Below are 19,400 nucleotides of genomic sequence, written 5' to 3'. Positions count from 1 at the left end.
GAGCCGCACGCGCCGTGCCGGCGCTGGGCCTATGTCATCCGCCGCGTGGTGGAGAAGCAGCCGGACTGTATACGCAGGACCGATATCTCTCGCCAAAATCGTGAATTTACGCCAAATTCAGCCGCATTAGACGTCCGGATTTGGCAATTCCAGAAGTTGTCGTATACAACATGAATTCCTGCGTCCTCAAGGATTGGGCAGAAATAAAAGGAGCCCACCCGTGCCCACCGGCGTCACCGATATCGAGCGCGCCTCGTCTCAGACGGTGAAGGCGCAGCTTGCGCTCCGCGACCTGATCCTGTCCGGCGACCTCAAGCCGGGGGACCGCATTTCGGAGCTTAATCTGGTTGACCGGCTGGGCATGTCCCGGACCCCGATCCGCACGGCGTTGGCCCGGCTGGAGGACGAAGGTTTCCTGGAGGCCATTCCCTCTGGCGGTTTCACCATCAAGGCTTTCAGCGAGCGCGACGTCTACGATGCGATCGAGCTGCGCGGCACTTTGGAAGGCTTCGCCGCGCGCATTGCGGCCGAGCGCGGCGTGCGCGGCCGGTTGCTCGAGGAGATGAAGGAGGCACTGCGGCGGATCGATGACATCGCCGCGCTGCCGACGCTCAGTGTCGATCACTTTTCCGAGTATGTCGGCCTCAACGCTCGCTTTCACATGCTGCTGGTCGAGGCGGCCGACAGCCCGGTGCTGAAGCGGCAGATCGAGCGCACGCTCAATCTGCCGTTTGCTTCGCCGAGCGGGTTCGTTCGCGTCCAGGCCGAGCTGCCGGAGGCGCGCAAAATTCTCATCATCGCTCAGGACCATCACCACTGCGCCGTGCGCGCCATCGAAGACCGCGAAGGCAGTCGCGCCGAGGCGGTCATGCGCGAGCACGCGCGGCTGGCGCAACGCAATCTGCAGCTCGCGCTGCGGGATCAGGGCACGCGTAGCTTGTTACCGGGCGCGGTGCTGATTCAAGGCGCGATGCGCAGCGGCGTTTTCTGAAGGCCTGCCCACTGACGTCGTCCCACTCACCGTGCTAAAGGCACACCCGAACTCAGGCCGCGGTCGGGCCTTGATATCCGCGGCAAATTTGTTGGAGGAAGCCAATGTCCCAGAGAACCAAACCGCCATTCCGCGCCGATCAGGTCGGCTCGATCCTGCGCACCACCGCGATCCATGAGGCGCGGACCAAGCACGAGAAGGGCGAGATCACCGATGCGCAGTTGAAGGCGATCGAAGACGCCGAGATCATCAAGATCATCAAGAAGCAGGAAGAGATTGGCCTCCAGCCGGTCACCGACGGCGAATTCCGCCGCGCCTGGTGGCACTACGACTTCTTCGGCATGCTCGACGGCGTCGATGTCGTCGCCTCCGACCACGGCATCCAGTTCCATGGCGTCCAGACCAAGATGCAGGTGCTGAACATCACCGGCAAGATCGGCTTCTCCGCCAGCCATCCGATGCTCGAGCACTTCAAGTTTCTCAAGGCGCATACCAGCCGCACGCCGAAGATGACCATCCCGGCGCCGAGCGTGATGCACTTCCGTCTCGAGCCGGATGCGGTCAAGACCAGTGTCTACGCGAACCGCGACGCCATCTTCGACGATCTCGCCGCGGCCTATCAGAAGGCGGTGAAGGCGTTCTATGACGCCGGCTGCCGCTATCTGCAGTTCGACGACACAGCCTGGGCCTATCTGTGCTCGCAGGAAGAACTGAAGAAGGCGCGCGACCGCGGTCTCGACGTCGACCATCTGCAGGACAGCTACACCAAGATGATCAACAAGGCGCTGGAAGCCAAGCCGGACGACATGACGATCACGACCCATGTCTGTCGTGGCAACTTCCGTTCGACCTTCATCTCGTCGGGCGGCTATGAGCCGGTGGCGCAGAACCTGCTCGAGAAATGCAATTACGACGGCTACTTCCTCGAATACGACACCGACCGTGCCGGTGGTTTCGAGCCGCTGCGTTTCCTGCCCAAGGGCAACAAGGTCGTCGTGCTCGGTCTCGTCACCTCGAAGAGCGGCACGCTAGAAAAGAAGGACGACATCAAGAAGCGCATCAACGAGGCGACCAAGTTCGTCGCACTCGAGCAGCTAGCCTTGTCGCCGCAGTGCGGCTTTGCCTCGACCGAGGAAGGCAACACGCTGGCCGAGGACGAGCAGTGGGCCAAGCTGAAGATGATCCTCGATATCTCGAAGGAAGTCTGGGACGCTTAAATCAAGGCGCCGCGATATCAAGATCGCGACTGGCGACGGTCACCGGTTCAAAGCCGGTGACCGGTCCCAGTGCATAGTCCGCGCCCAGAAGCGGCGTCACTTTCACGTCGGCGATGAGCCCGGCCTGCATGGTCGGGTCGAAGTAGCGCATCGCGCGCACATTGAGATCGATGATGCGGCCGGGCTTGAGCGGGCCGACATCGTTGATCCTGACGATCAGCCGCTTGTCGTTTGCTTCGACCAGCGCAAAGGTCGGCTGATAATTCCTGCCGTAGCGGACGCCGCCGAACCTGCCGCGCAGGTCGATCTGGATCGCCGCCGACCAGCCATTGGCATCATAGGTTTCGCCGGACGCGGTTTCATGGTTGCCGGCATCGAGGTCGGTCTTGTCGCCCGGATCGTACATCGATGCCGTACCGGCAATCGCTTCGCCCGCGGCGACGATCGCCATTGACGGCGCCACTGGCTCGACGATGGGCGCAGGCAGACTGCCGGTCGTCTCCGGCAACGCCGTGACTGCGGCAACCGGCGCGATGGCCGCAACCTGCAGCGGCGCCATTTCGAACGCGCTGAAGCGTTCATTGAACGAGGCGTGCGGCCAGGTCGGCGCCCGGTCCTGCTTCCTGGGGATCGCGATCGTGATCTCGGAGCTGTCGGCAGGCACGGTCGCCGCGGCGCTGGCCTGCGCGATGGCGGCGATGGCGAGACACGCGACGAGCGCGCCCACGCCTTTCCTGATGCCGCCGCGCGGCGGCTCGTAATCGATGACGGACATTGGCCCCCCGGCGCATGACTGTCGATGACATCGATTGAACAGGAACCGCGATAAAGCCGCGTAAAATCCTATCTGCAAATAGCCGGGAAAACGGCCCTTGCCGTTTGCCGCGCGTTAATCATGCCAGCCTCGACATGCCAATCGCCTCAATGCGATAGTGCGCGCGCCCATGGTCAGGCACTCAAGCGCCGCGCGATGTTTCGTCCGGCGTCGCCGGAAATAAAGAGCATCCGCAATGCCCCTCAACCCCGACAAGCTTCTCTCGCAACGCATTCCCGCGGTCGAACAGACCTATGGGCCGAAGGATTGCATCCTCTACGCCCTCGGCGTGGGTTTCGGTTACGACCCGCTCGACGAGGACGAATTGGCTTTCGTCAACGACACGAACCTCAAGGCCGTGCCGACCCTTCCGCTGGTTCTCGGCTACACGCCGTTCTGGCAGATTGCGCCGGACCTCGGCGTGACCTCGAGCCACGCGGTGCATGGCGAGCAGACGATCATTCTTCATGCGCCGGTCGCGCCGCAGGGCACGATCATCGGCCACGAGCGCATGCTCGACGTTATCGACAAAGGCGCCGCCAAGGGCGCGCTGCTCTATCACGAGCGCAGCATCACCGATAAAGCGAGCGGCAAGCTGCTGGCGACCCTGAAGCAGACCACGTTCTGCCGTGCCGACGGCGGGTTCGGCGGACCGAAACGTGAGACGCCGCCGCCGCATCAGATTCCCGAGCGCGCCCCCGATCTCGTTTGCGATCTGGCGACACGCCCGGAAATGGCGCTGATCTATCGGCTGTCCGGCGACACCAATCCGCTACATGCCGAGCCCGCCTTCGCGCGCGAAGCCGGCTTCCCGCGACCGATCCTGCATGGCCTCGCCACCATGGGCGTCGCCGGCCACGCCATCCTGAAAACGATGTGTGGTTACGATGCGGCGCGGCTGACATCGATGACGGTGCGGTTTTCCGCCCCGGTATTCCCCGGCGAAACCATCCGCACCGAACTGTGGCGCGACGGCGCCGTTGTCTCGTTCCGCGCCCGTGTTAAGGAGCGCGATGTGGTCGCGATCAACAGCGGCCGCGCCGAGATCAAGGGGTAGGGCACGCGCATGACCGGCCGCCAGGAAGCCTATGCCGACATCCGCGAATCCGTGCGCGCGCTGTGCGCGCGGTTTCCCGGCGAATATTGGCGCGAGCTCGACCGCGAGCGCGCCTATCCGACGGCCTTTGTCGAGGCGCTGACCGAAGCCGGCTATCTTGCCGCGCTGATCCCCGAAGAGTACGGCGGCAGCGGCCTGCCGGTGTCGGCCGCCGCGGCGATCATGGAGGAAGTCCATGCCGCCGGCTGCAACGGCGCCGCCTGCCACGCGCAAATGTACACGATGGGCACCATTCTGCGGCACGGCTCGCCGGCGCAGAAGGAGCGCTATCTGCCCGGTATCGCCAGCGGCGACTTGCGCCTGCAGGCCTTCGGCGTCACCGAGCCCACGTCGGGCACCGACACCTTGTCGCTGCGCACCACGGCGCGGCGCGAGGGCGATCATTACGTCATCAACGGCCAGAAGATCTGGACCTCGCGCGCCGAGCACTCCGATCTGATGCTGCTGCTCGCCCGCACCACGCCGAAGGAAGAGGTGAAGAAGCGCACCGACGGCCTATCGGTGTTCCTGGTGGACATGAAGCTGGCGCGCGGCGCCAGCATCACCATCAAGCCGATCCGCACCATGATGAATCATGCGACCACGGAGGTGTTCTTCGACGATCTCCGCGTGCCGGCGGAAAATCTCATCGGCGAAGAGGGCAAGGGCTTCCGCTACATCCTGTCCGGCATGAACACCGAGCGCATCCTGATCGCCTCGGAATGCATCGGCGACGCCAAATGGTTCATCGAACGCGCGACCGCTTATGCCAAGGAACGCGTGCTGTTCGGCCGGCCGATCGGCCAGAACCAGGGCGTTCAGTTCCCCATAGCGCGGGCCTACGCTCAGATGCGCGCCGCCGAGCTGATGGTGCATGAGGCCTGCCGCAAATACGAAGCCGGCGAGGATCTCGGCGCCGAAGCCAACATGGCCAAGCTGCTTGCCGCCGATGCGTCCTGGGCCGCCGCCGACATGTGCGTGCAGACCCATGGCGGCTTCGGCTTCGCCGAGGAATACGACGTCGAACGCAAATTCCGCGAGACGCGGCTCTATCAGGTGGCGCCGATCTCGACCAACCTCATCCTGTCCTATCTTGCCGAGCACGTGCTCGGTCTGCCGAGGTCATACTGAGTCCGATGTCCCTCCCTCTCGAAGGCATCTTTGTCGTATCCGTCGAACAGGCGGTCGCGGCCCCGCAATGCACCTGCCGCCTGGCCGACGCCGGCGCGCGCGTCATCAAGGTCGAGCGCCCGGAGGGCGATTTTGCCCGGCAGTACGATTACATCGTGCATGGCGAGAGCGCTCATCTGGTCTGGCTCAACCGCGGCAAGGAGTCGGTGGTCTGCGATCTCACCAAACCGGAAGACAAGGCCTTGCTCGAGTCGATGCTGGCGAAGGCCGACGTCTTTGTGCAGAACCTCAAGCCCGGCGCGCTCGGCAAGCTCGGCTTCTCGTTCGAACGCTTGCGCAAGGATTATCCGAAACTGATCTGCGCCTCGATTTCCGGTTACGGCGAAACCGGGCCGTTCGCGCAGCGCAAGGCGTATGACCTCCTGATCCAGGCCGAATCGGGCCTGTCATCGGTCACCGGCGGGCCGGAAGCGCCGGCACGCGTCGGCGTCTCGGTGGTCGATATCGCGGCGGGTCTCAGCGCTTATGAGGCGATCCTCGAGGCGTTGATCCGCCGCGGCCGCACCGGCGAGGGCGCAACCATCTCGGTTTCGATGTTCGACGCGATGGCCGAGTGGATGACGATCCCCTTGCTCAATCAGGAATGGGGCAATCCGTTCAAGCGCGTCGGCCTGCGGCACCCGACCATCGCGCCTTACGGCGTGTTCAAGACGCGCGACGGCGCTGACATCCTGATCTCGATCCAGAACGACCGCGAATGGTGCGTGCTCGCCGACAAGGTGCTGGGCAATGCGGCGCTCGGCACCGACGCGCGCTTCGCCACGAATCCGCAGCGCCAGGCCAACCGCGCAGAGACCGACGCCACAGTCGCCGCGGTGTTCGCCGCCGAAGACGTCGAGCCGCTGATGGCGAAGCTTGCCGCCGCCGACATCGCCTTTGCCCGCGTCAATGACTCGGCGCTGCTATCGACGCATCCGCATTTGCGGCGCGTCACCGTCGGTACGCCGAGTGGGCCGGCCAGTATGCCGGCGCCGGGCGCGCGTTTTGTCGGTGAAGAACGGCATTACGGCGACATTCCGGCGCTCGGTTCGCACAGCGATGCGATCCGCAAGGAATTTGGCGGGAAGTAAGATCAATCCATCGCGTGGATGATTTCGTCTTCCGGTTTTTTCGCCGCGGCTTGATGGGCCTTGCGCGTTGAGCCGATGAACAGCACGAGCGGCATCGCCGCCATGGTCAGAACCATCAGCAGCTTGAAGTCGTTCAGGTAGGCGATCATGTTCGCCTGCTGCGTGACGATCGCGTCGAGCATCGCCTTGCCGGTGTCGGTGGCGAGGTTGAGCGCGCCGGCGATGTCGGGAAACTGCAGCGCGTCGTTGAACGGCGTCACCTGCGCGCCGATGCGTTCGTGCATATAGATCGTTTTGCTGGTGAGATTGGCAATCACCATGGAAATGCCGATCGATGAACCGATATTGCGCACCAAAGTGGTGATCGCGGCGGCGCCGTTGCGCATCTGTCCGGGCAGCGTCAGGAACGCCACCGAGGTGATCGGCACGAACAGCAGGCCGAGGCCGACGCCCTGGATAATGCTGGTGATGACGATGGTGTGCTGCTGGGTGTCCAGCGACCAGCCGGTCATTTCGTACAGCGTGCCGGCGGTGATGACGAGGCCGAGCAGAATCAGGTTGCGGATCTCGGTCAGCCGCATCAGCCGCGGCGCCACCAGCATGGTCAGCAGCGTGCCGACGCCGCGCGAACCCAGCAGGAGGCCGGCGGTCTGAATCGGATAGCCGAGCAGATTCTGCATGAACGGTGTCACCAGCGCCATGGTGCCGAACAGCACGACGCCGATCACGACCATGAACAGGCAGCCGGACACGAAGTTGCGGTCCTTGAACATGGCGAAATTGATGAAAGGCTGTTCCGTCGTCAGCGAATGCGCAAAGAAATAATAGAATCCGGCGATCGATATGATCGCCTCGACCCATATTTCCCTGGCGCCAAACCAGCCGACCTGTTCGCCGCGATCGAGCAGCAGTTGCAGCGAACCGATGCCGATCGCCAGCGCAGCGAATCCGAACCAGTCGAAGCGCAGGTGATGTTGCTTCGAGGTGTCGTCCATGAAGATGAACATGCCGACCACGGTCAGGATGCCGATCGGTAGGTTGATTAGGAACACCCAGTGCCACGAGTAATTGTCGGTCAGCCAGGCGCCCAGGGTCGGGCCCATGATCGGGCCGAGCATCACGCCGACGCCCCAGATCGCCATGGCCTGGCTGCGTTCTTGCACGGAATAGGAGTCCAGCAGCACGGCCTGGGACAGCGGCACCAGTGCCGCGCCCGCCATGCCCTGCATCAGGCGGAACAGCACCATCTGTTCGATGTTCTGCGCCAGCGCACAGAGCAGCGACGCGACGGTGAATCCGCCCACGCAGAAGATGAAGATGATCTTGCGGCCGAAGCGGTCAGCCAGCCAGCCGACCGGCGCCGTCATGATCGCAGCAGCGACGATGTATGAGGTCAGCACCCAGTTGACCTGATCGAGTGACGCCGACAGCGAACCCTGCATGTAGGGCAGCGCGACGTTGGCGATCGTCGTATCCAGCGCCTGCATGATCGTCGCGCTCATGGCGCAGACCGTGATCAGGGTGCGGCGCGCGCCGCTGGGCAGTGGGCCGGCATGAGCGGTCATTTCAATCGTCTCCGCCGGCTGCTGCCGGGGCGCGCTTTGCCGCGCGACCCGGCGTCACCGACTTAATCGTTATTTGGCGTCCGGATCTTTCGACATGAAGGGGATGCGGCTGTGATGCGTGTCGACCTCGATGTTCACGCTCATGCCGGTCCGCAGGAGGGCCAGATCCTGGCTCTTATCGAAAGCGATGCGGATCGGCACGCGCTGCACGACCTTGACCCAGTTGCCGGTCGCGTTCTGCGCCGGCAGCAGCGAGAACTGCGAACCGGTGCCGGGGCTGACCGCGATGACGGTGCCGGTGAAGGTACGGTCGGGGAACGCGTCGACGTCGATCGTCGCTTTCTGGCCGACACGCAGATAGGTCATGTCGGTTTCCTTCGGGTTGGCGTCGATCCATGGATTGGAGTCGTCGATCACCGTGAGAATGGGCGCGCCGGCAGCGACGAAGCGGCCGAGCTGAATGTTGTCGACCTGCGTCGCGGTGCCGTTGATCGGCGCGCGCAACACGGTGTGACTGAGATCGCGCTGGGCATTGTCGAAAGCGGCCTTGGCCTGCGCGTATTCGGGGAATTTTTCCAGCGGCAGGTTCTCGTCGTTCAGCAGCGAGCCCAATGTCGTGTCGCGCTGTTGCTTGGTGAACGCCGCGAGCTGTTGTGCCGTGACCAGCGCGGCTCCGGAGGTGTCGAGATCGGCAGCGGAGCCGGCCTGCGACGCGACCAGCTTCTGCTTGCGATCGAAATCGCGCTGCTTCAGCTCGACGGCCTTGTCGCCGAGGTCGAGCATCTTGTTCAGCGCCGCGAGGTTGGTCTTGGCCTTCTCATAGTCAATCTTGGCTGCGGACAGTTTGGCCGCGGCCTGATCGAGCACGAGCTGGTAGGGCGCGGAATCGAGCGACATCAGTTCGTCGCCAGCTTTCACGTGCTGGCCTTCCTTGACCATGACGCGAACGACCTTGCCGGAGACGTCCGGCGTGATCAGCACCTTCTGCGCGCCGATATAGGCGTTGTCGGTCGAGACATAGCGGCCGCCGAGCAGATAGATAGTGCCTCCGATCAGCGCCACCGCGAGCGGCAGCACGATCAGCAGCACCCGGCGCAGATTGCGCCGCTTCGACGGGGCCTTGGCCGGTGTTTCGGCCGCGGCGTCTGGCGTGCTCGCTTGGTCCGCTTTGCTCTTGGCTTCGGGAGCCGGGACGACTTTCAAAACTTTTTCACTCATGGGGCGACTTTACGGGCTGTCAGTTGCGGATCTTGTGATTGGACTTGGGTGGTGCTGCGGCCGATGGCGGCGCGCAGGTTTTCGCGCATCACGCCGAGATCGGCGTGCAGGCGGCTCACGGATTTATCGTCGACCCCTTCGAGCACCTCGGCCATCAGGTCTTCGCCCAGCGCGGTAAGCTGATCGAGCAGCGGACGCGCGGCGGGGGTCAGGTAAAGCCGATTGACGCGGCGGTCGTTCGGGTCGGGCCGGCGCTCGATCAACTCGTTTTCGGCCAAGCGATCGAGCAGCCGTGTCAGGGAAATCGGCTGGAGGTCGAGCAGTTCCGCGAGCTCCGACTGCTTCAGGCCCTCGCTGCGGTTCAGGCGCGACAGCACTGCCCACTGCGCCCGGGTGGCGCCATAACGTCGGGCGGTCTGATCGGCATAGGTCTTCATGAGACGCGCCACGTCATTGAGAAGAAAGGCGATTTCCTTTTTAACGGTCGGCACGGGCGGTATCTCCGGAGGCTGTCTTGCGCCTCCATATAATAAGCATCCTTATAATAAATTTCACTTCGGTACCTCTGGATTACACGCAAGGCTGGTCCCTCGATGCTGCATGGCAGCAATCGCGGTTGCGGCGAGGTGAGCGCTGATTACACGGGCGAACTGCGGAAGGTGCGCGAGAGCGCAGCTACACCAGCCCCAGTTCCTCGAACGCTGCCTGGTGATGCGCGGCACTGTCCGGCGAGAAGCAGCAGAAGATAACGTGGCCGATCTTCTGCCGCCCGCTTGATGGCCGCGCCAATTCCGAGGCCACGGTCCCTACGGCGATGCGCGCGGCTTGATCGGCGGGAAAGCGATAGACGCCGGTCGAGATTGCCGGGAATGCGATCGAGTTCAATCCGTGCAGGCTCGCCAGTTCGAGCGCGGTGCGATAGCAGCCGGCGAGCAGATCCGGCTCATTGGCCTTGCCACCGTGCCAAACCGGGCCCACGGCGTGGATCACGGCGCGCGCCTTCAGATCGTAGCCGCCGGTGATCTTGGCTGAGCCCGTGTCGCAGCCGCCAAGCGTCCTGCATTCTTCGAGCAGGCCCGGGCCGGCGGCGCGGTGTATCGCGCCATCGACGCCGCCGCCGCCAAGCAGCGATGTGTTCGCGGCATTGACGATGGCCGCCACCTCGAGCGCGGTGATGTCGGCAACGACGATCTCGAGCCGGGTGTCGTAGACGGCGGTGATCAACGGGAACATGGGAAAAGCATAGCACCAAACGCGGGCGTGCTGCCTCTACCGCGCAAGTGGGAGTACTTTTGTAGCTAACCCCGCTCGAGCCCCACTTCGGCTTTCAGATCGATGCTCGAGCGCACACCGATATCGGCGAAGTGGTTGTCGAGAAAGCGCCGCGCCGCGCGCTGGCCGAGCTTGTGCAGCAATTCAAGCGACTCGAAGTCGTTGCGCAACTTCGCGGAGGCGGAGAAATGTTCGCCCAGGCCCTCCATGACGATGCGATGCACGTTGATGTGGCGATACTGTTTCGGCCCGGTGCCGTGCGGCAGGCGCCGCTGATCGATCAGCCGGTTGACGAATTCGATGGCGCGCAGTTCGGCCATCAGCGCCGAGTTGAATGTGATCTCGTTGACGCGGGCCATGATCTCGCGCGTCGAATGCGGGATTTTCTTGCGGTCCAGCGGATTGATCTGGACGATCAACACATCCTCGCTGTCGGTCGAACGAAAGAAAGGATAGATCACGGGATTGCCGAGATAGCCGCCGTCCCAGTAGTGCGCGCCGTCGATTTCGACGGCCTGAAACACCGCCGGCAGACAAGCCGACGCCATCACCGCTTCAGCCGAGATTTTCTCTTTGGCGAAGATGTGAAGCCGTCCGGTCTGCACATTGGTGGCGGCGATGAAGATCTGCCGGCCGTCCTTGCGCAGCCCGTCGAAATCGACGAAGCGCTCGATCAACTCTTTCAGCGGATTGATGTTCAGCGGATTGAGGTCGTAAGGCGACAGGTATTGCGACCACGCCGACAGCCAGTCGAAGGTGGGCGAGCCCTCGCGCGGCCACAGCGCGAACAGCTTGTCGGTGACGGCGCGCTGCACCGCCGGCAGGTCGCCGCCGAGACTGGCGGCGCGCCAGAAGTCGGCGAGGCGCTTGCGCGCTTCGTCCGGTCCGCCGCGCGTCAGGCCATCGGCCAGCATCACCGCGTTGACCGCACCGGCCGAGGTGCCGGAAATGCCTTCGACCGTGAGACGGCCGTCTTCGAGCAGGTGATCGAGCACGCCCCAGGTGAAGGCGCCATGCGCGCCTCCGCCCTGCAGCGCCAGATTGATGCGCTTCGTCTTGCCGGCTGGCGCCGGCGGATCGACGCTGTTTTCGCCCCAGAACAGACGGGACAGGAACTCGTTCACTGCGCGACCCAGCCGCCGTCGATCGAATAGGCCGAGCCCGTGATCGATGCCGCGGCGTCGCTCGAGAGGAACACGGCGAGCGCGCCGATGTTCTCCGGCTTCGTGAACTGGTGCATCGGTTGCTTCTCGGACAGCAGCGCGATCTCCGCCTTCCGCGTCGACTGACCGGAGGCCTGGGCGCGCGCATCGATCTGCTTCTGCACCAGCGGGGTCAGCACCCAGCCGGGGCAGATCGCGTTGCAGGTCACGCCGTTATTGGCGGCTTCGACCGCCACAACCTTGGTCAGGCCGACGATGCCATGCTTGGCCGCGACATAGGCGACCTTCTGCGCGCTGGCGACCAGGCCGTGCGCCGAGGCGATGTTGATGATGCGGCCCCATTTGCGCTTCTTCATGCCGGGCATCGCGGCGCGGATCGAATGGAATGACGACGACAGGTTGATGGCGATGATCGCGTCCCACTTGTCGACGGGGAAGTCCTCGATATTGGCGACGAACTGGATGCCGGCATTGTTGACCAGCACGTCGAGCGAGCCGAACTGCTTTTCCGTCGCGGCCACCATTTCGGCGATCTCATTGGGCTTCGACATGTCGGCCGGCGAATACAGCGCCTTGACGCCGAATTCCTTCTCCAGTCCCGCGCGTTCCTTCTCGATCGCGTCCTTGTCGCCGAAGCCGTTGAGCATGATATTGGCGCCATCGGCGGCCAGTGCTCGCGCGGTGGCGAGGCCGATGCCGGACGTCGAGCCGGTGACGAGTGCAGTTTTGCCTTTGAGCATGAAAGTCCTCGTGATCGTTGAGGCCGCCAGCGGACCTTTGAGAGCAGGATACAAACAATTCGGAGGCGGTCGGGAACCTGCCTCTATTTTTATTGCACTGCAATATATATGTTGGCGAGGGGAGCATTTGAGCCCCGCTCAGGTTAGACTTGCGTAGCAGCGGCCCATCCTCTGTAACGGTTATGGTCGGTCGCTTTGTTCCGGTGGGAAGGTCTCGTGCCAAAGGGTTCGACGAAGAAGTCACACGTCCACGAGGTGTTTCCGACGCCCGGTCACGATCATGATCGCTGCGCGGCGGACGCGATCGCGCACGCCGAAGCGATCTGCGCGGCCCACAAGGAACGGCTGACGCCGATCCGCCGCCGCGTGCTCGAAGCCCTGCTCGCCAGTCACGCCCCGCTCGGCGCCTATGAACTGATCGACCGGCTTGCCGACTCCGGCGAGGGCGGCCGGCCGGCGCCGATCACGATCTACCGCGCGCTCGACTTCCTGCGCGACCAGGGCCTCGTCCACCGCATCGAAAGCCGCAACGCCTTCATCGCCTGCGTCCACAATCACGAAAGCGCCGATCCGGTGGTGTTTCTGATCTGCGAGACCTGCGGCGCCGTCGGCGAGGCGACCGGCGCGGCGATCGCCGAGTCGATCCGCAACGCCTCGCGTTCCGCCGGCTTCGTGCCGAAGACGCCGGTGATCGAGATCTCCGGCACCTGCGCGCATTGCCGCTCTGTCTGATCCGGCGGTTGGCGTGCAGCGTCGTGCCGGCTAAAGATCGTGCGCCGCCGGGAATTGCCTCTCAATGTCCAATTATTCGCCTGCTCCGTCCGAGCCTGTGCCGCCGCCGGCGCATCATCACACCACCCGCCCGCTCGATGCTGCCGTAGCGGCGGTCATCGTGGTGCTGTGCCTGTCCTGGGGTTTCAACCAGGTCGCGGTGAAGCTGGCGATTCACGACATTCCGCCGCTGCTGCAAGGCGCGCTGCGCTCGGTGATCGCCACCATCCTCGTTGCCGGCTGGTGCATGCTGCGCCGAATCCCGTTGTTCGAGCGCGACGGCACGCTGACGGCCGGTCTCATCGTTGGCGTGCTGTTCAGCATCGAGTTCATCCTGATCTATCAGGGCCTCGCCTTCACCACGGCGACGCGCGCGGTAGTGTTCCTCTATCTGGCGCCGTTCTTCGTCGTCGCCGGCACGCGCATCTTCCTGCCGGCCGATCGCTTTCGCGCCTCGCAGTGGTTGGGCCTGGCGTTATCGTTTGCCGGCATGATCGTCGCCTTCGGCGTGCCGACGCCGGCGCTCGATCCACGCCAGACGCTCGGCGATCTGATGATGGTCACCGCCGCGGCGTTCTGGGCCGCGACGACGCTCTCGATCAAGGCGAGTCGGCTCAACGCCACCTCGCCGGAAAAGGTGATGCTCTATCAGCTCATCGTCTCGGTGCCGCTGATGGCGCTGGCCGCCTGGGTCGCGGGCGAGCGGATCACGGACTGGCCGGACGCGCAGGCGCTGGCCTGGCTCGGCTATCAGTCGGTCTGGGTGGTGGCGATTACCTTCGTGATCTGGTTCGCCATCATCAAGCACTACTCGGCGAGCCGGGTATCGGCCTTCACCTTCCTGACGCCCTTGTTCGGTGTCGCCGCCGGCCATTTCGTCATGAACGACCCGTTGACGCCCGCCTTTCTGGCCGCGGTGGCCTTCGTCGCGGGCGGCCTTTTGCTGGTGAACCGGCCGAAACAGGGCCCTACCGCCTCGCGTTGACGGTGCCATATTTGTCTGGCACTCCGGTGCGATCAGGACATGCCCAGATGAGCCTTTCAGCGCGTCATAAAACCGTTGCAGTCGATGTCGCCGGCGTCACCGTCGGCGGCGGCGCGCCGATCGTCGTGCAGTCGATGACCAACACCGACAGCGCCGATGTCGAGGGCACCGCGCGGCAGATCGCGGCGCTTGCCCGCGCCGGCTCGGAGCTGGTGCGCATCACCGTCGATCGTCCCGAAGCGGCCGACGCCGTGCCGAAGATCAAGGACCGGCTGGCGCAGATGAACGTCCGCGTGCCGATCGTGGGCGACTTTCACTACAACGGCCACACGCTGCTCAACGATTATCCGGGCTGCGCCGAGGCGCTCGACAAGTATCGCATCAATCCCGGCAATGTCGGCTTCAAGAACAAGCGCGATCCGCAGTTCACGCAGATCGTCGAGATGGCGATCAGGCACGGCAAGCCGGTGCGCATCGGGGTCAACTGGGGATCGCTCGATCAGGAATTGCTGACGAAGCTGATGGACGAGAATTCGCGCTCGCCCAATCCCATCGACTCGCGCGCCGTGACGCACGAAGCCATGGTGCAGTCGGCGCTGCTGTCGGCGGCGCGCGCCGAGGAAATTGGCCTGCCGAAAAATCGCATTATCCTGTCGGCGAAGGTCTCCGCCGTACAGGACCTCATCGCGGTCTATATCGAACTGGCGCGCCGCTCGGATTACGCGCTGCATCTTGGCCTCACCGAGGCCGGCATGGGTACCAAAGGCATCGTCGCCTCCGCCGCGTCGATGGGTGTTCTGCTGCAGCAGGGTATCGGCGACACGATCCGCATTTCGCTGACGCCCGAGCCCGGCGGCGACCGCACCCGCGAGGTGCAGGTGTCGCAGGAATTGTTGCAAACGATGGGCCTGCGCACTTTCGTGCCGCTGGTTGCCGCGTGCCCCGGCTGCGGCCGCACCACCTCGACCACGTTCCAGGAACTGGCCAGCGACATCCAGGGCTTCATCCGCACCTCGATGCCGGAATGGAAGACGCGCTATCCCGGCGTCGAGACGTTGAACGTCGCGGTCATGGGCTGCATCGTCAACGGCCCGGGCGAGTCCAAGCACGCCGATATCGGTATCTCGCTGCCCGGCACCGGCGAACAGCCGACCGCACCGGTCTTTGTCGATGGCAAGAAGGTCGCGACGCTGCGCGGTGCGACACTGACGGCCGATTTCAAGCAGATGGTGATCGACTATATCGAGCGGCGCTGGGGCACCGGCTCGCGTACTGCGGCCGAGTGAACCCGACGCGACAAGAGAGTCGGAAGGCGCGCGCGTGAAAACCAAAACGGTTATTCTGATTTTTATCGGCTTGCTGGTCGCGATGACCGCCGGCTCGATCTATCTCGCGCTGACCACCGAGCGGGCGCAGAAGTCGGTCGTCGCGGTGCCGGCGCCGGACGGCAAGTACAAGGCGGTGCGTCTGCGCGTCTCCGGCAGCAAGCCGGAGCCTTACTGCGTCGATACCATCGCGGTTTATCTCTCGATCTATCCCGACAGTTTCGCCGCCTCCGAGCGCAACTACGAAGTCTATGGCGGCGTTTGCCCGCCGTCCGGCCAGGCTGATGCGTTGCCGAAGATCGAATGGATCGACAACAATTCGCTGCGCATCACCTACGCCGTCGCCGATCCGGCGAAGCCGCCGCGGCTGAAGGACAAGGACGCGTCGCTGTTCGTCGATATCCAGTGGGTGAAGGCGGACTGATCGTTCGCGCGCCACCGCGGCCGGTAATCCAATATTCGCGGGGCTCGATTTTTGCGACGTATTTAATCTGAATCAAATTATTCGACACGCGGACGTTGAGACTCGGCGCATCCCTCAACCATGGAGGATCGCATGCCGAAATTAAGCGTCAAGATCGCCCGCATCGAACAAGAGATGATTGTCGGCAAGAGCATAGGTCCCAATCTTACTTTCGATTTTTCCCAATCGTCCTTTGCGATTGAGCACACGCGGGTGAACCTCACATCCGTCGATTATCTTCTCGCCGGCGGCTTGCCGATTGATGCGGCAACGGATGTCGTGGTCGCCTGCCGCATCACCGAAAAAGACGAGAATCCCGACGCAAACAGCGGCCGTATTGTCGTGCCGCTCAAGGCCGAAGCCGGGACGAAATCGGAAGTGCTCACCATACGGGTCAAGGAAAACTATGGAGATTTGCCGGAAAATGCGCCGCAACGGCATATGCCGGTGCCGGAGGCCGAATTCCGGATTTTCCTGAATTTCATCGTGGAAGCGACCGCGCATGAACTGGCCGAGAAGCGCGCCAACGAATTCAAACCGGAGTTGGACAAGGCGTTGGATGAAGTGCTGTCGGCGCTCGATCCTCAATGCAAGATCGATCGCAAGAAGATTTATAGTCTTCTGCTCAACACCGCCAATCATGAAAGCGACTGCTTCAGAAGGGTCGCGGAATATCATCAGGGCCGTGGCGAAGGCTTTATCCAGATGGTTCCGGGGACCTACAACGACATGTGGGATCGGTATCTGAAGAAGCGGTCAACGGCCAAGATAGCCCAGGCCCTGCGAAAGCTGGCGGGCGGCGTTAAAGGCACGCCCGATCGTGGCCTGTTGAAGACCAACCCGGCCTTCGCGGCCGGCATGGCCCTTGTGCGCTATGTCGAGCACAAGGCCGGCATCAAATATCCTTGGCCGGCCGCCGACGATATCACGGCGCAATCGGAGTACTGGCTCGAGCACTATCGGGAGAGGATCACCAAGGGCAAGCACAAGGAAACAGAGGAGATATGGAAGGGGCTGAAGAAAAAGTTCGTCGAAGATCACGACCTGACTTTCGGGAAATCCAAACCGAAGAAAGATGATGGCGCGGCGGAGCCCGTGCCGGGCGCGCCGCCCCAAGGCAAGAAGAGAGTCCCTGACCGGACTGTGGGGCTATGATCTCGAGGCGCCGGCGTGCGCGGCCCTGACCATCCGAGGCGAGGGAAGTGCCCGCCGGCGTCCGGCGCCCTCACACCCAGCCGCCGCCGTCCTTGTAGCGGTTGGCCAAACTCGCTTCCTCGAGATCGAGTTCGTATTCGATGCGCCGGCGCGCTTCGTCGGTCAGTTTGCCGTCGCGCAGCAACTGATAGATGAAGGTGCGTTCGGCGCTGATCAGTTCGCGCTTCAGCGCCGCGGTCTGCCGCACCCGGCTGAGATCGTCACCGAGATTGTCAGGCAGCACTTGCCGGCGGCCCTGATTGCGCACCTGCAAGTGATCGAACAGTGCATCGGGAAATTCGTGGTCGGCGATCGCCTTGTCGAGACGATTGGTCACCGCTGTCAGCGCTTCGCGTCGCGCCTCGAGTTCGCGCCGGAGTTCCTCGACATGCTCTTCCTTGCCGCGCCGGGTCAGGCCCAGCGCGCGCACCACGGCCGGCAGCATCAGCCCTTGTCCGACCAGGGTGAGGACGATGACGCCGAAAACGATGAACAGGATGAGGTCGCGGTGCGGAAATGGCGCGCCGCTGGCTACGACATAAGGCAGCGCCAGCGCCGCGGCGAGCGAGACGACGCCGCGGATGCCGGCGAACGACAGCAGGAACGGATATTGCCATGGCGGCGATGGGTCATGCTTTCGGATCTTCGGAATCAGCCAGCGCGGCAGGTAGGTCGCAGGAAACACCCAGACAAAGCGCGCGACGATGACGATGAGCGTGGTCCAGAGCGCGGCAATCGCCAGCTCCCGGATCGAAAAGCCGTGCGTCTGCTCGATCAGCGTGCGCGCCTGCAAGCCGGTGAGCAGGAACACGAAGCCTTCGATCAGATAAACGATGAGGTCCCAGAAGAAGATGCCTTGCAGTCGCGTGCCCGACGGGATCAGCAGGGGGCCGTTCCAGCTCACATAGAGCCCGCACGCGACGGTGGCGAGCACGCCCGAGCCGCCGAGATGTTCCGGTACCCAGAAAGCCAGATACGGCGTCATCAATGACAGCGTGATCTCGACACGCGGTTCGCGCGCCCACTTTCGCAGCCGCAGCGACAGCCAGCCGACGGCGATGCCGTAGATGATCTCGCCGACGACGATCAGGCCGAATGTGCCGGCCGCATGCGTGGGCGAGAAGGCACCGGTGGTCACCGCAACCACTGCGAAGCGATAAAGGATCAGCGCGGTCGCGTCATTCGCGAGCCCTTCGCCTTCGAGGATGACGACGAGACGGCGCGGCAGGCCGAGACTGCGCGCGATGGCCAGCGGCGCCACGGTGTCCGGCGGCGCGACGATGGCGCCGAGCAGAAAGCCGACGGCCCAATCGAAGCCGAGCAGGTAATGCGCCGCGACGGCGACGGCGCAGGTCGTGAAGACCACGCAGCCGAACGCAAGCAGCCCAATCGGTCGCAGATTGTACTTGAACTCGCGCCAGCTCATCGACACGCCGGCGGAATAGATCAGCGGTGGCAGGAAGACGAGCAGCACCAGTTCCGGCGCCAGCTGGATGTTCGGCAGACCGGGGACCAGCGCCATGCCGACGCCGGCGGCAACCAGCAGGATCGACGGCGCGAGGTTGAGCCGCTTGGCCGCGACCGCCACCGCGGCGAGGACCGCCAGCATGAACAGAACGGCCTGAAAGATAGCGGCCATCGTCTTATCCCGAAAAAGCGGCGATCGCCGTCATATCAGGCTCGCCACGACATTAACGGTGAGCGCCAGCACGACGAGGTTGAAGAAGAACGCCAAGACGCCGTGCATCGACACCATGCGGCGGATCGCCTTCGAGGTGATCTGCACGTCCGACACCTGCGAGGTCATGCCGATGACCAGCGAGAAATACAGGAAGTCGCGATAGTCCGGCGATTTGTCGCCCGGAAAATCAAGCCCGCCGATGATGTTGTCGCGCCCCTTGCCGTAGTATTCGTGCGCGTAGTGGAAGGCGAAGATCGTGTGCACGAAGGTCCAGGACAACACGATGGTGACGATGGTCAGGCCGATCGCCAGCGCTGCGTTGCCCTGCTTGGCGCCGACCAGCGCGAAGACGACCGCGACGAGGCTGGCAAAAGTTGCGACGATCGACATCAGGAGAATGGCAAAGCCGCCTTCGTCCTGCTCCGCGGCACGCTTGCGGATATCCTTGACGCCGTGCTGACGCCTGAAGCGCGCTGCGAGGGCTAGATAAACCAGCAAGCCGATGTCCCATCCGGCCAGCACACGCGCCGTCGGCTCGAGATGAAGCGCCATGAGCGCCAGTCCGCTCGCAAGACCCGCGGCGGCGGCGATGACGACCTTGAAATGCGCGCGCGCAACCCGGACCGGCATCGGCGTTATCGTGG

19 protein-coding genes are annotated in these 19,400 nt (G+C 63.6%); 10 read left to right on the top strand and 9 right to left on the bottom strand.

Features of this window, described 5'->3' with window-relative positions; translation table 11 throughout:
- The first annotated feature begins 220 nt into the window (after positions 1 to 220).
- Positions 221 to 991 carry a GntR family transcriptional regulator gene (locus ASD45_RS22560; RefSeq protein WP_056913932.1) on the top strand — a complete coding sequence of 257 codons (771 nt, stop codon included), beginning with the start codon at positions 221 to 223 and terminating at the stop codon, positions 989 to 991.
- Positions 992 to 1,095: 104 nt separating this feature from the next.
- Positions 1,096 to 2,208: a 5-methyltetrahydropteroyltriglutamate--homocysteine S-methyltransferase gene (locus ASD45_RS22555; protein WP_056913931.1), complete on the top strand. Its 1,113-nt coding sequence runs from the start codon at positions 1,096 to 1,098 to the stop codon at positions 2,206 to 2,208.
- A 1-nt stretch (position 2,209) separates the two neighbouring features.
- Here the strand turns inward: ASD45_RS22555 and ASD45_RS24145 are convergent, their stop codons facing one another.
- Positions 2,210 to 2,983 (bottom strand): septal ring lytic transglycosylase RlpA family protein, encoded by a 774-nt coding sequence (locus ASD45_RS24145; protein ID WP_244485625.1) that lies wholly within the window; start codon positions 2,981 to 2,983, stop codon positions 2,210 to 2,212.
- A 235-nt stretch (positions 2,984 to 3,218) separates the two neighbouring features.
- Here ASD45_RS24145 and ASD45_RS22545 point away from each other — a divergent pair, with 235 nt between their 5' ends.
- From ASD45_RS22545 to ASD45_RS22535, 3 genes are read left to right on the top strand one after another with little or no spacing between them, the layout of a single operon-like run.
- Positions 3,219 to 4,079: a MaoC/PaaZ C-terminal domain-containing protein gene (locus tag ASD45_RS22545; protein ID WP_056913930.1), complete on the top strand. Its 861-nt coding sequence runs from the start codon at positions 3,219 to 3,221 to the stop codon at positions 4,077 to 4,079.
- Between the two features lie 9 nt (positions 4,080 to 4,088).
- Positions 4,089 to 5,249 carry an acyl-CoA dehydrogenase family protein gene (locus tag ASD45_RS22540; RefSeq protein ID WP_056913929.1) on the top strand — a complete coding sequence of 387 codons (1,161 nt, stop codon included), beginning with the start codon at positions 4,089 to 4,091 and terminating at the stop codon, positions 5,247 to 5,249.
- 5 nt (positions 5,250 to 5,254) lie between these two features.
- Positions 5,255 to 6,379: a CaiB/BaiF CoA-transferase family protein gene (locus tag ASD45_RS22535; RefSeq protein ID WP_056913928.1), complete on the top strand. Its 1,125-nt coding sequence runs from the start codon at positions 5,255 to 5,257 to the stop codon at positions 6,377 to 6,379.
- A gap of 2 nt (positions 6,380 to 6,381) precedes the next feature.
- Here the strand turns inward: ASD45_RS22535 and ASD45_RS22530 are convergent, their stop codons facing one another.
- The 6 genes from ASD45_RS22530 to ASD45_RS22505 form a co-directional block, all read right to left on the bottom strand.
- On the bottom strand, positions 6,382 to 7,944 hold the full coding sequence (locus tag ASD45_RS22530) for a DHA2 family efflux MFS transporter permease subunit (protein ID WP_056913927.1): 1,563 nt from the start codon (positions 7,942 to 7,944) through the stop codon (positions 6,382 to 6,384).
- 69 nt (positions 7,945 to 8,013) lie between these two features.
- Positions 8,014 to 9,162, bottom strand: coding sequence for an HlyD family secretion protein (locus ASD45_RS22525; RefSeq protein WP_056913926.1), 1,149 nt, complete (start codon positions 9,160 to 9,162; stop codon positions 8,014 to 8,016).
- A complete protein-coding gene (locus ASD45_RS22520) occupies positions 9,159 to 9,599 on the bottom strand; it encodes a MarR family transcriptional regulator (protein WP_056914011.1) in 441 nt (146 codons plus the stop codon). Before ASD45_RS22520 ends, ASD45_RS22525 begins: the two co-directional genes overlap by 4 nt.
- Before the next feature lie 238 nt (positions 9,600 to 9,837).
- Positions 9,838 to 10,395, bottom strand: coding sequence for an O-acetyl-ADP-ribose deacetylase (locus ASD45_RS22515; protein ID WP_056913925.1), 558 nt, complete (start codon positions 10,393 to 10,395; stop codon positions 9,838 to 9,840).
- Between the two features lie 65 nt (positions 10,396 to 10,460).
- Positions 10,461 to 11,537: a patatin-like phospholipase family protein gene (locus ASD45_RS22510; protein ID WP_056914010.1), complete on the bottom strand. Its 1,077-nt coding sequence runs from the start codon at positions 11,535 to 11,537 to the stop codon at positions 10,461 to 10,463.
- 17 nt (positions 11,538 to 11,554) lie between these two features.
- A complete protein-coding gene (locus ASD45_RS22505; RefSeq protein ID WP_056913924.1) occupies positions 11,555 to 12,337 on the bottom strand; it encodes a 3-hydroxybutyrate dehydrogenase in 783 nt (260 codons plus the stop codon).
- A gap of 216 nt (positions 12,338 to 12,553) precedes the next feature.
- On the opposite strand from ASD45_RS22505, the gene ASD45_RS22500 reads away from it, so the two are divergent.
- From ASD45_RS22500 to ASD45_RS22480, 5 genes are all read left to right on the top strand, one after another.
- The gene (locus ASD45_RS22500; RefSeq protein WP_244485624.1) at positions 12,554 to 13,069 is read left to right on the top strand and encodes a Fur family transcriptional regulator; all 516 of its coding nucleotides are present in this window, start codon (positions 12,554 to 12,556) and stop codon (positions 13,067 to 13,069) included.
- A 64-nt stretch (positions 13,070 to 13,133) separates the two neighbouring features.
- Positions 13,134 to 14,093 carry a DMT family transporter gene (locus tag ASD45_RS22495; RefSeq protein WP_082541124.1) on the top strand — a complete coding sequence of 320 codons (960 nt, stop codon included), beginning with the start codon at positions 13,134 to 13,136 and terminating at the stop codon, positions 14,091 to 14,093.
- Positions 14,094 to 14,140: 47 nt separating this feature from the next.
- Positions 14,141 to 15,379 carry a flavodoxin-dependent (E)-4-hydroxy-3-methylbut-2-enyl-diphosphate synthase gene (ispG, locus tag ASD45_RS22490; RefSeq protein WP_056913923.1) on the top strand — a complete coding sequence of 413 codons (1,239 nt, stop codon included), beginning with the start codon at positions 14,141 to 14,143 and terminating at the stop codon, positions 15,377 to 15,379.
- A 34-nt stretch (positions 15,380 to 15,413) separates the two neighbouring features.
- The gene (locus ASD45_RS22485; RefSeq protein ID WP_056913922.1) at positions 15,414 to 15,842 is read left to right on the top strand and encodes a hypothetical protein; all 429 of its coding nucleotides are present in this window, start codon (positions 15,414 to 15,416) and stop codon (positions 15,840 to 15,842) included.
- Positions 15,843 to 15,974: 132 nt separating this feature from the next.
- A complete protein-coding gene (locus ASD45_RS22480; protein WP_156381046.1) occupies positions 15,975 to 17,036 on the top strand; it encodes a hypothetical protein in 1,062 nt (353 codons plus the stop codon).
- A gap of 70 nt (positions 17,037 to 17,106) precedes the next feature.
- On the opposite strand, the gene ASD45_RS22475 is transcribed toward ASD45_RS22480, so the two are convergent.
- Together ASD45_RS22475 and ASD45_RS22470 are read right to left on the bottom strand one after the other, a co-directional pair.
- The gene (locus tag ASD45_RS22475) at positions 17,107 to 18,714 is read right to left on the bottom strand and encodes a Na+/H+ antiporter (protein WP_056913920.1); all 1,608 of its coding nucleotides are present in this window, start codon (positions 18,712 to 18,714) and stop codon (positions 17,107 to 17,109) included.
- Positions 18,715 to 18,744: 30 nt separating this feature from the next.
- A complete protein-coding gene (locus tag ASD45_RS22470) occupies positions 18,745 to 19,386 on the bottom strand; it encodes a DUF1345 domain-containing protein (protein WP_244485622.1) in 642 nt (213 codons plus the stop codon).
- Positions 19,387 to 19,400: the final 14 nt, after the last annotated feature.

It is taken from the genome of Pseudolabrys sp. Root1462 (genome assembly GCF_001426945.1).
Classification (GTDB): domain Bacteria; phylum Pseudomonadota; class Alphaproteobacteria; order Rhizobiales; family Xanthobacteraceae; genus Pseudolabrys.
This window is presented reverse-complemented; position numbering and strand designations above follow the sequence as displayed.

Bases quoted from the DNA above. Each gene is read 5' to 3' on its own strand.
- ASD45_RS22555 (WP_056913931.1), top strand. From the start codon at position 1,096: ATGTCCCAGAGAACCAAACCGCCATTCCGCGCCGATCAGGTCGGCTCG.
- ASD45_RS24145 (WP_244485625.1), bottom strand. From the start codon at position 2,983: ATGTCCGTCATCGATTACGAGCCGCCGCGCGGCGGCATCAGGAAAGGC.
- ASD45_RS22545 (WP_056913930.1), top strand. From the start codon at position 3,219: ATGCCCCTCAACCCCGACAAGCTTCTCTCGCAACGCATTCCCGCGGTC.
- ASD45_RS22540 (WP_056913929.1), top strand. From the start codon at position 4,089: ATGACCGGCCGCCAGGAAGCCTATGCCGACATCCGCGAATCCGTGCGC.
- ASD45_RS22535 (WP_056913928.1), top strand. From the start codon at position 5,255: ATGTCCCTCCCTCTCGAAGGCATCTTTGTCGTATCCGTCGAACAGGCG.
- ASD45_RS22530 (WP_056913927.1), bottom strand. From the start codon at position 7,944: ATGACCGCTCATGCCGGCCCACTGCCCAGCGGCGCGCGCCGCACCCTG.
- ASD45_RS22525 (WP_056913926.1), bottom strand. From the start codon at position 9,162: ATGAGTGAAAAAGTTTTGAAAGTCGTCCCGGCTCCCGAAGCCAAGAGC.
- ASD45_RS22520 (WP_056914011.1), bottom strand. From the start codon at position 9,599: ATGAAGACCTATGCCGATCAGACCGCCCGACGTTATGGCGCCACCCGG.
- ASD45_RS22515 (WP_056913925.1), bottom strand. From the start codon at position 10,395: ATGTTCCCGTTGATCACCGCCGTCTACGACACCCGGCTCGAGATCGTC.
- ASD45_RS22505 (WP_056913924.1), bottom strand. From the start codon at position 12,337: ATGCTCAAAGGCAAAACTGCACTCGTCACCGGCTCGACGTCCGGCATC.
- ASD45_RS22495 (WP_082541124.1), top strand. From the start codon at position 13,134: ATGTCCAATTATTCGCCTGCTCCGTCCGAGCCTGTGCCGCCGCCGGCG.
- ispG (WP_056913923.1), top strand. From the start codon at position 14,141: ATGAGCCTTTCAGCGCGTCATAAAACCGTTGCAGTCGATGTCGCCGGC.
- ASD45_RS22480 (WP_156381046.1), top strand. From the start codon at position 15,975: ATGCCGAAATTAAGCGTCAAGATCGCCCGCATCGAACAAGAGATGATT.
- ASD45_RS22475 (WP_056913920.1), bottom strand. From the start codon at position 18,714: ATGGCCGCTATCTTTCAGGCCGTTCTGTTCATGCTGGCGGTCCTCGCC.
- ASD45_RS22470 (WP_244485622.1), bottom strand. From the start codon at position 19,386: ATGCCGGTCCGGGTTGCGCGCGCGCATTTCAAGGTCGTCATCGCCGCC.